Here is a 13,643-nt window from a genome sequence, read left to right on the forward strand (position 1 = left end):
GCCGGGGAGACTGAATCCGGAACGGCGGCGGGTGGAAGACTCCGCCCGACTCACCCCACCCGCGTCACGCGGATCGCCATGAACTGGCGCCCCGGCAGGTCGACGCGCACCTGACCGCGATACGTTCCCGGCAGCTCGTCGATCGTGGTGTTCCAGGTGTCGATGACCTCGACGCGCCACTCGCCCTCATCGAGGATGACGTTGCGGAACCGCGGCCGGTTGAAACCGAAGTAGGCGACCTTGAGGCGGCCGGGGACGCCGCCCCAGGGGACGTCCCAGTCACTCGGCAGCGGGTCCCACACGCCGTCGGGCGCCTGCGACTGCAGGTGCTCGAGGAATCCGATCCGCGAGGGGGACGAACCGTGCAGCGCGCCGCCCTTCGACCACCAGAGGACCTCGTCGTCGTCGCCGACGGATGCCGCGCCCTCGAGGGCGGGCGGGTAGTAGGTCTCGCCGTGGCCGACGTAGCCGCCGCGCACGGCGCCCTCCCAGAACCGGCGCACCATCTCCTCCCCGGTGATGTTGCCCCAGCCCTGGTCGATGTCGCCCTCGTAGGCGCACTCGTCGATGACGACGGGCTTGCCCCACTCCTCGCGCCACTGGTCGGTGTTCTCGGCGGTGCGGTAGACGTCGACGCGCTGGATGCTGACGTGCGTGATCCACGGCTTCGCGTAGTCGTAGACGGGCCGGCAGTTGTGGATCGAGTTGAGGTGACCGAAGGCATCCTCTTCACCGACGATCGCCGCGAGGCGTTCCCAGTCGTCGAGGTCCTTCGACCACAGCAGGTCGTACTCGTTCGCCATCGACCACCAGACGTTCGCGAAGCCGGACAGGCGCCGCACGACGTAGCGGACGTACCGCTCGTCGACGGCGGGGCCGAGGTCGGCGAATCCCCAGCGGTCGTACGCGTGGAAGAGGATGAGGTCGGCCTGGATGCCGAGGGCCGCCAGCTCCCCGATCCGCTTCTCCAGTCGGCGGAAGTGCCCCGGGTCGAAGCGGGTGTGGTCGAAACCGTCCCCGAGGCTGCCGACGAAGGGGAAGTCGGCCGGCTCGTTCGCGTTGTAGAGGTACGACTTCGGGAAGACGCACATGCGCAGCTTCGCGAACGGTGCCTCGGTGAGCGTCTCGAGCGTCTTCTCCTGCAGCTCCTCGGGCTGGTGGGTCCAGGCGTACGCCGTCGTGCCGATCGGGCGGTGCCGTGTGCCGTCGGCGTGCCGGAAGTGGAAGCCGTCGACCCGCACCGGACCGTGCGAGCCGTCGCGCGCGCCGGTGACTTCGACCGAACCGGTGAGACCGTCGAGCGAGCGCGCCGTGGAGCGCGTCTCGAAGGTCCAGGTGCCGACGGCGTCGGCCAGTGCGCGGATCACGTACACGCCGTCGCCGTCGTAGAAGCCGCCGACCCGGATCTCGTCGCCGCCGCGCCGGAAGACCGCGTCGAGCTCGACGTCGACGAACGGGTTGCCGTGCGAGGGTCCTGCGAAGCGCAGCTCGAGCGGATCCCACAGCGGCGTCGGCTCGGGCAGCGTGACGGCCGCCGACGCCCGCGCGACGTCGTCTCCCTCGTACGCGGGGTCGGGGGCGATCGCCGGCGCGTACGGCGGACGACCCGCCCCGGACCCGACCGCGGCGAGCGCGGCGAAGAACTGCTCGCGCACCTCGAGGTCCTCGAGGGCAGGGACGATCGCGACGAGCTGGCCGAGGCGGCCGCCGCGGAACTGCGTCGCCATGGGCGAGGCGGCTACCCCCGGGAGGTACCGCTCCAGAATGACGCGGGCGTCGGGATCGTCGAGGGCCTCTCCGAAGGTGCTGGCGCGGTCGAACATGGTGTCTCCTCGGAGGGGTCAGGCGGATGCCGTGGCCCGCCGGATCGCGTCGTCGACGGACGCGAGCAGGTCGGGCGGGGTGAACATGAGCGCGGTCGTGACGGGACGTCCGGCGCCCCAGCGGGTCTCGGATCGGATCGCCTGCGCCCGATCCGGATCGACCGCGGCGATCGTGTCGATGAGGGCGGCGTACGCGCGCGGGTCGTCGATGACGTCGGCGAGCGACGCGTGCAGGCCGTCGAGCGGTGGACGTGCCGGGGTCGCGGGTGCGGGGAAGCGCCACTCGTGGCTGCCCGAACCGACCTCGTCCGGGGCGCCGGGGATCGCGACCTCGGCGCGCGTGTTGGCGGGCACGACGGCGGTCACGACGATCTCGTGGCCGTCCCGGCGCCACGCCACGGACGCCTCGCCGTAGGGCGTGAGGTGGCGCGCTGAGGCGGACGACAGGCTCTCGAGCGGCTGCGGCGCGATCCGCAGCCGTCGGTACCCCGGCGCGGCGGGGGCGAGCCCCGCGACCGTCCGGTGCAGCCAGTCGGCGACCGCGCCGAGCGCGTAGTGGTTGAACGAGGTCATCTCGCCCGGGTTGACGCTGCCGTCCGGCAGCAGGGAGTCCCATCGCTCCCAGACGGTCGTGGCCTCCTGCGTCACGGGGTACAGCCACGACGGGCACTCGGTTTGCGTGAGCAGACGTTCGGCCGCGTCGAGGTGGCCGCCCTGGGTCAGCGCGTCGGCGACGAGGGGCGTACCGACGAATCCCGTCCCGATTCGATACCCGCCCTCGCGCACGAGGGCGGCGAGGCGGTCGGCGAGCGCCGCGCGCACGGCGGGATCGGTCACGAGGTCGAACTCCAGTGCGAGCGCGTACGCGGTGGGCGCGTCGCTCATCATGCGCCCGGCGGGCGTGACGTACTCGTCGACGAAGGCCCGCCGGCTGCGCTCGGCGAGCGTGCCGTAGTGCGCGGCATCCGTCTCCAGCCCCAGCAGGCGCGCGGCCTCGGCGACCTGGCGCAGCGACCGCGCGTAGTACGCGGAGGCGACGATGTCGCTGTCGACCTTGGCCTGTCCGGGCTTGTCGGGCGGTGCCGAGGGGTCGAGCCAGTCGCCCAGCTGCATGCGGCCGGCCCAGAGCCCGCCCTCGCCGGCGTCGCGCCCCACGGCATCCACCCACGCGCGCATGCTCTCGTACTGTGCGGCGAGGATGTCGCGGTCGCCGAAGCGCTCGTGCATCACGGTCGGCACCACGGTGGCCGCGTCGCCCCAGGCGGCGGGGGAGGCACCGCCTCCGGTGAACCCGCCCAGGGCGGAGGGCACGACCACGGGAACCGATCCGTCGTTGCGGGCCTGCTCGTGCGCGAGGTCGCGCAGCCAGGAGGTCAGGAACCCTGCGCTGTCGTAGAGGAAGGATGCCGTCGGTGCGAACACCTGCAGGTCGCCCGTCCAGCCGAGGCGCTCATCGCGCTGCGGGCAGTCGGTCGGGATCGAGAGGAAGTTGCCGCGCATGCCCCACACGACGTTCTCGTGCAGCCGGTCGATGAGCGGATCGGATGCCGCGAACCACCCGGTCCGCGTCATGTCGGTGTGGAGCACGACGGCCTCGACGTCGGCGGGGTCCACCTCCGCGCCCGTGATTTGCGCGTACCGGAAGCCGTAGAAGGTGAAGCGGGATTCGAGCACGTCCTCGCCGCCGGAGAGCTCGAACGTCGCGGTCGCCGCCGCGTTGCGCAGCGGCCGGAGCGCGAGCTCGCCGTCCTCGAGCACTTCGGCGTGACGGATGGTCACGCGGGTTCCCGCGGCGCCGCGCACGCGCACGCGCAGGCGGCCGACGAGGTTCTGCCCGAGGTCGAGGATCGTGCCCCCGGACGGCGCGGCGAGGGTCTCGACGACCGGCAGGGTCTCGATCCGGCGCACGGGTGGGGCGATGCGCGCCTCGGGCGCGGGGACGTCCTCGTAGCCGGGCTTCGCAGCGGCGCCCACGCGGACGGGGGAGAACCCCGTGATCTCGCGTCGCAGATCCTGGTGCTCGCCCGCATAGATGCCGCTGTCGACGACCGGTCCGTCGGCGGCGGCCTCCCAGCCGTCGCCGGTCGCCGCCACCGTCGTGGTGGTGCCGTCGTCGAACGTCACCCGCAGCTGGGCCAGGAACGACGGTTGCGTCCCGTAGAGCCGATCGGCGAAGGCGAAGAAGCCGTACTTCTCGGTGTACCAGGCGCCCGCGAGCGTCGCAGAGAGCACGTTCTCGCCCTCCTGGACGAGTGCCGTGACGTCGACGGTCTCGTGCACGAGCCGGTCGCGGTACGCCGTCCAGCCGGGTGAGAGCACATCCTCCGACACGGGGGTGCCGTTCACCTCGGGCTCAGCGACACCCAGCGCCGTCCAGAACAGCAGCGCACGTGACACCGGTCGTCCCAGTCGGAAGCGGGTGCGCACCACCGTCGGCTGAGCGTCACGGTCGGGTTCGGCCAGCCCGACAGGCTGGGCGACCCACTCGCCGGGGGTGAGGAAGCCCGCCGCGACCACGAGCGGCTCCGACCAGGTCGTCCATGTACCGGATGCCGCCTGTGCGCGCACGCGGACCTCGCGCCGCTCCCCAGCGGCCAGCGGCGTGAAGGGCCAGGCGACCAGGGCGCTGTCCTCGCCGGTCAACGCGATGATGCCGGTGCCGTCGTCGGCCTCGGCCGCCGCCTGCATCCAGTCGGGCTCGGCGGTGTCGACCGTCCAGCTCAGCCGGGGCGAGGGCGTGGCGACGAACGGGCTGTCGTCGCGCAGCTCCGCGCGGAAGGAGGCGATGCGGGATGCAGGGGGCACGGGGTCTCCGGTCGGGGTCAGGAGAGGAAGCGGCCGAGCTCGGCGGCGAGGGCGACGGCACGCGGATCTGCGCCACCGGGCCAGGGCCCGCGCGCGATGGTCCAGGCGAAGGCGACGCCGGTGTCGGGGTCGACGCATGCGAGCGCTCCGGCCGCACCATCGTGGCCGAATGAGCGCGGACCGCCGAAGGCGAGCTGCTGCGACGGCTTCTGGAAGACGATCGCGTGGGCGCGGTCGTGCTGGTGCAGCACCTCGTCGTAGCCGCGGATCTGCTGCTGCCCGATCCTTGACACGGTGTCGGCGCTGAGGAAGGGCTCGCTGCCGTCGACGCCCGTGACGGCGGCGGCCATCAGCCGGGCGAGGCCGCGCGCGGTTCCGGTGCCACTGCCGCCCGGGTGACCATAGCGCCAGCTGCGGGGGGAGTTGCCCAGGTCGACGTCGCCGCTCATGGATCCGAAGACGAGCGGCCCGAGCGCCGAGTACTCACGGACCAGCGTGTCCGACACCGGCCGGATCATCGGGAGGACGTCCGTGCGCCGGTCCTCGAGCTCGGCGGGGAGGCCGAGGTGGAAGTCGATGCCGTGCGGCGCGCGGATCTCCTGCTCGTAGAACTCGTGGAGCGTTCGGCCGGTGACGCGGTACACGAGCTCGTCGCCGAGGTTGCCGATCGTGATGGCGTGGTAGCCGAAGGCGCTCCCCGGATGCCAGAACGGCGTCGAGTCCGCCAGCCGCGCCGCAGCCGCATGGTGGTCCAGCAGCTCGTCCCACGTGAGGTTCGTGTCGGCCTGCGGCAGACCAGCCTGGTGCGAGAGCAGCTGACGCACGGTGACGGCGCCCTTGCCCTTGGCGGCGAACTCGGGCCAGTACGTCGACACGCGCTCGTCGAGGTCCAGTTCGCCGCGTTCGACGAGCAGGCCCACCGACAGGCCGATCGTGTTCTTCGTCACCGAGTACGGCACCATGACCGAGTCCCGCCCGAGATGGGGACCTCCCCACGCGTCGAGGACGAGGTCACCCCGGTGGTACGCCGCGACCTGGAACGACAGGTCGGGGTCGGTCTGCAGCCAGCCGTCGAGACGCTCGGCGATCCCCGCGAGGCGGTCGTCGACCGTCCCCTCGAGCAGGCTCACGCGCCCGCCTCCCACTCGAGCTCGAGAGGCAGGTCCGCCACCGATGCTCCCACCCGGAGCGTGAAGGTGCCGGGCTCGACGACCCAGCCGTCCGCCCAGTGCGCGAACCGGCGTGACGGGAGGGAGACGGATGCCGTCGCGGTGGCCCCGGCATCCGCTCGGACGACGGCGTGGCCCACGAGCCACCGCACCGGACGCTCGACGGACGAGTCGGCGCGCTCGGCGTAGACCTGCACGACCTGCTTGCCGGCGCGCGCGCCGGTGTTGCGGACGGTCACCTCGAGGGTGTCGCCCTGACGGGTCGCGGACTCCCAGTCCCAGGTCGTGTAGCCCAGTCCGTGGCCGAAGGCGTACGCCGGCTCGGCGCCCGAGCGTAGCCACGCACGGTAGCCGATGTGGATGCCCTCGGTGTAGCGGAGGATGCCCTCGTCGGGCGTGACCTGCGTCACCGGCACGTCGGCGAGGGCCGCGGGCCACGTGGTGGGGAGGCGCCCGCCGGGCTCGGCGGCGCCGGTGAGGATGTCGGCGACGGCGTGCCCGAACTCCTGCCCGCCGAAGTAGCCCTGCAGGATAGCGGCGACCTCGTCCGCCCAGGGGAGGACGACGGGCGATCCTGCGTTCACGACGACGACCACCGGGGTGCCGGTCGCGGCGACGGCGCGGACGAGGTCGTCCTGGCGGCCCGGCAGGTCGAGGTCGGTGCGGTCGTACCCCTCGGACTCGACCTTCGCGTTGGTGCCGACGACCACGACGGCCACCTCGGCGGCGGTCGCCGCCTCGACGGCCCGGGCGATGAGCTCGGCGGGGTCGGTGCGCTCGGGGGCGATCCCGACGGTGGCCGACATCGCACCCGACAGTGCACCCATGTCGGCGCGGTCGAACTCGACCCGCACGTCGATCGGGGTCCCCTCCTGCACCGCGACGGTGGCGGTGAGCGAAGGCGGGTTGAGGAAGGCGGCGCCGAGGTCCGTTCCCTCGATCACGGGCGAGTCGTCCAGCAACAGGTCGCCGTTCACCAGCAGCCGTCCGGGGTTCGCGCCGGCGAACCCGAGCTCGACGTCGCCGGTGGACTCCGGGGTGTACCGGGTCTCGAACACGACCGTGCGGCTCGCGGCGATCGGAGCGTCACCGCCGAACCAGACGAGGGCGCTCGAGCGGCGGTCCTCGGTGAACAGGACCTCGCCGTCGTCGCCGAGGAAGGTGACCCGCAGGCCGGATTCGCCTGTCGCCGGGTTCGTCATGCGGTCGAGGTCGAGCTCGGCGACGCCCTCCTGGACGACCGCGCCGATCTCGTAGACCACGTCGGCCCCCCGAAGCGCCTCGCGGATGCCGTCGAGCGGCGAGACGGTGCGCTCGGGAAGGACCGTGGCCGAACCACCACCCTGCGTGCGGGCGTCGCGGGCGTTCTGGCCGATCACCGCGACGCGGCGGAGCGCGCCGGCGTCCAGAGGCAGCACGCCCTCGTTGCGCAGGAGAACGGAGCCTTCCACGGCGGCCTCGCGGACGAAGGCGACGCCGTCGACCGCGGCCGGCTCGACCGCCTCGTGGCCGGCGAGTGCGCCGACGCGCTCGGCGAGCAGCAGCATCCGCAGCACCTTGCGGTCCAGATCGGCCTCGTCGAGCCGGCCGTCGCGCACGGCGTCGGCGAGATCCGCCCAGGCCGGTGCCGGCCCGGGCATGGCGAGGTCCTGCGCGGCGGGGACGGCGTCCAGCGAGCGCACGGCGGTCCAGTCGCTGATCACGACGCCGTCGAAGCCCCACTCGCTGTTGAGCGGCGTCTCGAGCAGGTCGTTCTCGGTCATCGTGACGCCGTCGACCGAGTTGTAGGAGCTCATGATGCTCCAGGTCCCGGCCTCGACGGTGCGCTCGAACGGCGCGAGGTAGAGCTCCCGCAGCGTGCGCTCGTCGACCTGGACGTCGACGGTGAAGCGGTCGGTCTCGGAGTCGTTCGCGACGTAGTGCTTGGGGGTGGCGGCGACGCCGTTGTCCTGCAGGCCGCGCACGTAGGCGGCGCCGAGGCCTGCCGAGAGCTCGGGGTCCTCGGAGAAGCACTCGAAGTGGCGGCCGCCCAGCGGCGAGCGGTGCAGGTTGATGGTCGGACCGAGGACGACATCGACACCCTTGCGGCGGGCCTCGGCGGCGGCAGCGGCGCCGTAGCGGTGGGCGAGATCGACGTCCCAGGATGCGGCGAGTGCCGACCCCGACGGCATGTTGAGCGACGGGTCGCGCTCGTCCCAGCGGGGGCCGCGGACACCGGCGGGACCGTCCGACAGGGTCATCGCCCGCAGCCCGATCTCGGGCAGCGGCACCGTCGTCCAGAAATCCGCGCCCTGGACGAGGGCCGCCTTCTCCTCGAGCGAGAGCTTCTCGAGGAGGGGGCGGAGGTGGTCGGTGGACGCGGTCGACGTCGTCGTGTCAGTCACAGTGGTTCCTTGCAGTAGAAGAGGAGGTGGGGGATGCCGGCGCACGAGCGTCCGCGCGCCGGCATCCGATCAGGCGGCGCCGGCGACGGACGAGCCGGCCTCCGAAGCGAGGAACGCCTTGCGCGCGGCGCGGCGCTCCTCCTGCTTGTCGGGATCGGGCACGGGGGCTGCCATGAAGAGGCGCTGCGTGTAGGGGTGCTCGGGTTCGGAGGTCACGCGGTCGCCGTCGCCGTACTCGACGATCTCGCCGCGGTACATGACGGCGACGCGGTGGCTCACGTGGCGGACGACGGCGAGGTCGTGCGTCACGAAGAGGTAGGCCACGCCGGTGCGCTCCTGGATCTCGATGAAGAGGTCCAGCACCCGCGCCTGTGTCGACAGGTCGAGCGCCGAGACCGGCTCGTCGCAGACGATGAGCCTCGGCTCGAGCGCGAGCGCCCGGGCGATGGCGACGCGCTGGCGCTGACCGCCCGAGAACTCGCGGGGGAGCCGGCTCCGAGCATCCGTCGGCAGTCCCACCTGGTCGAGCAGGTCGCGCACGCGGGTGCGGGCGGTGTTCTTCGCCACCCCTGCCGCGGTCAGCGGCTCGGTGAGGATCTCCTCGATCGTCATCGACGGGTTGAGCGACGAATACGGGTCCTGGAACACCACCTGGATCTCGGAGGTCAGCGACCGGCGCTGCCGCCGCGACAGGTGTGAGATGTCGCGGCCGTCGTACGTGATCGTCCCGCCGGTGACCGGCGCGAGCCCCAGGGCGGCGCGGCCGAGGGTCGTCTTGCCGGATCCGGACTCGCCCACGAGACCGACGGTCTCCCCCGGCAGGATGTCGAGCGAGACGCCTTTCAGCGCCCGGAACGGTTCGGCGCGGAATCCTTTGCCGGGGTATTCGACGACGAGGTCCTTCACCTCGAGCAGCGGAGCGGTCATGCCCGTGCTCCCTTCGCGGCCAGCGGCGCCCGGGCGGGACCCTCGTCGAGGATCGCGTCCAGAAGCGCCTGGGTGTACGGGTGGCGTGCCTGGTGGAAGATGCTGCGCACCGGACCCTGCTCGACGAACACACCGTTCTGCATGACCGTGACGCGGTCGCAGAGGTCGGCGACGACACCGAAGTTGTGCGTGACGAGCAGCATGGCCATGTTGCGCTCGGCCTGCAGGTCGCGCAGCAGGTCGAGGACCTCGGCCTGCACCGTCACGTCGAGCGCGGTGGTCGGTTCGTCCGCCACGATCAGGTCGGGGTCGGTCGAGACCGCGCCGGCGATGAGCACGCGCTGCGCCATACCGCCCGAGACCTCGAAGGGGTAGGCGTCGAACGTCCGCTTGGGCTGCGGGATCCCGACCCGCGCCAGCAGGTCCAGCGAGCGCTCCGTCGCGTCCTTCTTCGACAGTCCGAGGTGCTTGCGCAGCGGTTCGACGAGCTGGCTGCCGATCGTGAACGACGGGTCGAGGTTGCTCATCGGCTCCTGCGGGATGTAGCCGATGCGCTTGCCGCGGATGCCCGCGTACGTGCGCTCCGATGCAGCAGCGAGCTCAGTGCCTTCGTAGAGGATCGAGCCGCCCGTGACGTGGCCGCCTCGGGGGAGGAGCCCGAGCACGGCGAAGGCGGTCTGGGTCTTGCCCGAGCCGGACTCGCCGATGAGGCCGTGCACCTCGCCCTTGCGGATGTCGAGCGAGACGCCGTGGACGACCTCGATATGCGAGCCGTCGGGCTGGTCGTAGCCGACCCGCAGGTCGCGGACCTCGAGCACCTTCTCGGTCGCCTTGCTGCGGGCATCCTCCGCGTGCCGGATGACGCCCTGGTTCTCGATGACGGGGAGCTCGTCCGGATCCTCGATGGGCTCGCCGCCGCTCGTCGACACCGACGTGGTGACGGCCGCGACCGAGCCCGTGGCCGTGGTGACGGCCCGGCGGCGCTTGCGGCGGACCGAGACGGTGCGCTCGAGCTCGTCGCGCATGACGTTGGCCAGCAGGGTCAGCGCGATACAGGTCAGAGCGATCGCGAGCGACGGCCAGATGAGCAGGAACGGTGTGCGGGCGATGTTCTTGAATCCGTCGGTGAGCATCGAGCCCCACGTCGGCGTGTTGACATCGCCGAGGCCGAGGAACTCGAGTCCCGACTGGATCGCGAGGGCGATGCCGGCGATGATCGCCGCCTGGATGATGATCGGTGCCCGCACGACCGACAGGACGTGGCGGCCGATGATGCGGGTGTCGCTGAGCCCGGACACCCGCGCCGCGTCGACGTACAGCTCACCGCGCACGGCGGTGACAGCGGCGTAGACGAGCCGGAAGAACGACGGGGCGAGCAGGATGCCGAAGATGAACATCGCGGTCCAGACCGACGGCCCCACCACGGCGCGGGCGGCGAGCAGGACGACGATGCCGGGGAGGGCCATGTTCAGTTCGGTGACCCAGGTGGCGACCGTGTTGAACCAGCCCTGGTAGTAGCCGGCGATCAGACCGCTGACGACGCCGATGACGATCGCCACGGCGACGGCCAGCAGCGCGGCGAGCACGCTCGTCTGCGTCGCGAAGAGCAGGCGCGACCAGACGTCGCGTCCGCTGCCGTCAGTGCCGAGCAGGTGCTCGGCACTGGGCGGCGCGAGGACGGCTCGGATGTCGGCATAGGTCGGGTCGAGCGGTGCGATCGCGCCGCCGATCACGGCGAGGACGGCGATCAGCAGGAGGAAGACGGCGGCGCCGACGCCCACGGGTCGCTTCAGGAGTCGACGCGCGAGGTTCATGCGCACGGGAGCTGCGTTCGTCAGGACGGGAGTGACGGGAGCTGCTTCGCTCACGAGAGCCTCACCTTCGGGTTCAGAGCGGCCTGCGCGAGGTCGATCAGGAGGTTGACGACGACGACGAGGATCGCGAACGTGATCACGAGCCCCATGACGACGGGGATGTCGCCGAGCGACGTCGAGCGGACGCTGAGCTGCCCCATGCCGGGGATCGAGAAGATCTGCTCCACGACGACCGCGCCACCGAGGAGTCCGACGAACTGCAGGGCGAGGACCGCGAGCGCAGGCCCGCCGGCGTTGCGGAGAACGTGCTTGTAGATGACGGAGCGCTCGCTGAGGCCGCGGGCGCGGAGGGTGCGGACGTAGTCGCGGGACGTCGCGTCGATGACCGACCCGCGCACCTGCACGGCGACCGACGCGATGGCCCCGATCGACAGGGCGATGATCGGCAGGGTCACCGAGGCGATCCAGCCGCTGAAGGAAGTAGCGATCGGCACGTATCCGGTCGCCTTGAACCAGTGCAGGTTGACGGCGAAGATCGACACGAGGATCAGGGCGATGAGAAAGCCCGGCACCGCGAAGCCGACGAGCGAGAGGAACTGGACGGTGCCGTCGATCGCGCCGCCGCGGCGGGCCGCGAGCACACCGATCACGATGGCGATGACCGCCGAGATGAGGGTTGCTCCGATGACGAGCGAGAGCGTGACGGCGAGGCGGTTCGCGACGCTGACGCTGACGAGTTCGCCGGTGAACCAGCTGCGGCCGAGGTTGCCCGAGACGGCCGACATCAGCCAGTCGGTGTACTGCGTGAGCAGCGGACGGTTCAGACCCAGCTCCTCGGTCTTCTTCGCGACGGTCTCGGCCGTCGCGTTCTCGCCGAGGATGCGGCGGGCGATGTCGCCGCCGCCTGCATAGAGCAGGAGGAAGGCGACGGCGGAGATGACCGCCACGAGGACGACGCCGGACACGACGCGTCGGATGATGAATGACAGCATGATGACCTTCCCGGGATGGTCGGCAGGTGGCGGCGCGGGCGCCGCCACCTGCCGGATCGATCAGTTCTTCGGCGAGAAGTCGAAGATCGACGGGTAGGCGTTGGTCGGCCAGAACTCCAGGTTCGTGTTCGCGTCGGTGGCGAACGTGCCCTGGACGCGGAAGAACGGGGCGAACCAGGCCTGGTCGACGATGTACTTGTTGAGCTCCTTGACGGCGGTCGTCGCCTCGTCCTCCGAGCCGTTCTGGATCGTCGAGATGTAGCCGTCGACGGTGTCGTCCTGGTACTTGAATGGGTTGAACGTGGCGTTCGGCGCGATCATGAAGTTGATGAGCTGCCAGTCGGGGTTCTGCTCCAGCGCCATCCACGTCGCCGGGTACTTCGGCGCGAGCATGTCGGTGATGAAGTTGCCCGTGCCGGGGTCGGTGTACTTCACGGTGATACCGATGTCCGCCAGCTGCTGCGCGACGAGGTCGAACGTCTGCTGGAAGGCCGGGGTCGACATCATGTTCAGCGTGAACCCGTTCGGGTATCCGGCCTCGGCGAGGAGGGCCTTGGCGGCATCCGGGTCGTAGGGGTAGGTGCTGTCGAGCGCCTCGTCATACGCCTCGGACGTGGCCGGGAACACCTGCTCGGTCACCGTGCCGTAGCCGCTCTGCAGCGACTGCAGCAGTGCCTCGCGGTCGAACGCCATGTTGATCGCCTGACGGACCTTCACGTCGGCCAGCTCGGGCGCCATCGTGCCGGCGCGGTCGAGCAGGAGAAGGCCCTGGAAGTCGAGCTCGTTGGACTCGATCGTCCAGCCGGCGCCCTCGACCTCGGAGATGGTGTTGTTGTCGGCGATCTTCGCGCCGTTGGCCTCGCCCGCCTTGACCGCGTTGAGGATGGCGGTGGTGTCCTCCATGACGTTGATCGTCAGGTTCTCGTAGGTGACGGCGTCCTTGTTCCAGTAGTCGGGGTTCGCCGTGTAGTTGTACGTCGTGCCCGTGACGCTCGACGCGCTGTCGAGGATGTAGGGGCCCGATCCGACCGGAGTGGTCGCGGAGTTCTCGTCGTCGAAGCTCGAAGGAGCCTGCACGAGGCCGGGCGCGATCGAGAGGAGGTTCTCGAGCGACGGGTCCGGAGCGTCCTGCGTGATGGTGACGGTCGTCGCGTCGACGGCGGCGAACTCCTTGCCGGCGAGCGTGGCCGCCTGCGGGGAGGTGCCGTCGCGGAAGCGCTCGAGGCTGCCGACGACCGCATCCGCATCGACCGCGGTGCCGTCGGTGAAGGTCGCGTCGTCACGGAGCGTGAGGGTGAGGACGGTCTTGTCGTCGTTGTATGACCACTCGGTCGCGAGATTGGGCTGGATCTCGCCGGAGGAGTCCTTGCGCAGCAGCGTGTCGAAGACCGCCTCGAAGAATTCGCTGCGGTTTCCCCACTCGGCGCCGGCGCCGATGTCGTAGCTCGTCGGGGCTGCGATCGAGATGAGGGTCAGGCGGTCAGCCTTCCCGCCCTCCCCGCTGGAGTTCGTCGTCTCTCCGCCGCCGGCGCATCCGGTCAGTGCGAGTGCTGCGACGACGGCGACGGCTGCTGTGGCCTTCCATCGGAACATCTTTGTCCTCATTTCGGGTGGCGATACCCCTGCGGATCGCTCTGCCGACGGACGCTAGCAGCAAATCCGAACGAGGACTAGGTTTTCAAAACAAAAATCTAGTCATCGCTAGGTTTTCGTTACCAAACCGTGCAAA

Annotated in this window: 8 protein-coding genes; all 8 read right to left on the reverse strand. The window is 70.9% G+C overall.

All coding sequences use genetic code 11. The features are described 5' to 3' along the window. Nucleotides 1-50: 50 nt before the first annotated feature. The 8 genes from Q9S71_RS07235 to Q9S71_RS07270 all read right to left on the reverse strand — a co-directional run bounded on the left by Q9S71_RS07235 (nucleotide 51) and on the right by Q9S71_RS07270 (nucleotide 13,507). The gene (locus Q9S71_RS07235) at nucleotides 51-1,823 is read right to left on the reverse strand and encodes a DUF5605 domain-containing protein (RefSeq protein WP_311861441.1); all 1,773 of its coding nucleotides are present in this window, start codon (nucleotides 1,821-1,823) and stop codon (nucleotides 51-53) included. Nucleotides 1,824-1,841: 18 nt separating this feature from the next. Then, the gene (locus tag Q9S71_RS07240) at nucleotides 1,842-4,628 is read right to left on the reverse strand and encodes an alpha-L-rhamnosidase (protein WP_311861443.1); all 2,787 of its coding nucleotides are present in this window, start codon (nucleotides 4,626-4,628) and stop codon (nucleotides 1,842-1,844) included. Nucleotides 4,629-4,645: 17 nt separating this feature from the next. Continuing rightward, nucleotides 4,646-5,758: a serine hydrolase domain-containing protein gene (locus tag Q9S71_RS07245; protein WP_311861444.1), complete on the reverse strand. Its 1,113-nt coding sequence runs from the start codon at nucleotides 5,756-5,758 to the stop codon at nucleotides 4,646-4,648. Then, the gene (locus Q9S71_RS07250) at nucleotides 5,755-8,181 is read right to left on the reverse strand and encodes a beta-glucosidase family protein (protein WP_311861446.1); all 2,427 of its coding nucleotides are present in this window, start codon (nucleotides 8,179-8,181) and stop codon (nucleotides 5,755-5,757) included. Before Q9S71_RS07250 ends, Q9S71_RS07245 begins: the two co-directional genes overlap by 4 nt. A gap of 69 nt (nucleotides 8,182-8,250) precedes the next feature. Further along, nucleotides 8,251-9,108 carry an ATP-binding cassette domain-containing protein gene (locus Q9S71_RS07255; protein ID WP_311861447.1) on the reverse strand — a complete coding sequence of 286 codons (858 nt, stop codon included), beginning with the start codon at nucleotides 9,106-9,108 and terminating at the stop codon, nucleotides 8,251-8,253. Further along, on the reverse strand, nucleotides 9,105-10,976 hold the full coding sequence (locus Q9S71_RS07260) for a dipeptide/oligopeptide/nickel ABC transporter permease/ATP-binding protein (RefSeq protein ID WP_311861448.1): 1,872 nt from the start codon (nucleotides 10,974-10,976) through the stop codon (nucleotides 9,105-9,107). The genes Q9S71_RS07255 and Q9S71_RS07260 overlap by 4 nt, the downstream gene beginning before the upstream one ends. Further along, nucleotides 10,973-11,914 (reverse strand): ABC transporter permease, encoded by a 942-nt coding sequence (locus tag Q9S71_RS07265; protein WP_064003467.1) that lies wholly within the window; start codon nucleotides 11,912-11,914, stop codon nucleotides 10,973-10,975. The genes Q9S71_RS07260 and Q9S71_RS07265 overlap by 4 nt, the downstream gene beginning before the upstream one ends. Before the next feature lie 60 nt (nucleotides 11,915-11,974). Continuing rightward, nucleotides 11,975-13,507: an ABC transporter substrate-binding protein gene (locus tag Q9S71_RS07270; RefSeq protein ID WP_311861449.1), complete on the reverse strand. Its 1,533-nt coding sequence runs from the start codon at nucleotides 13,505-13,507 to the stop codon at nucleotides 11,975-11,977. Nucleotides 13,508-13,643: the final 136 nt, after the last annotated feature.

The organism is Microbacterium gawkjiense (genome assembly GCF_031932225.1).
GTDB classification, from domain to species: Bacteria; Actinomycetota; Actinomycetes; order Actinomycetales; family Microbacteriaceae; genus Microbacterium; species Microbacterium gawkjiense.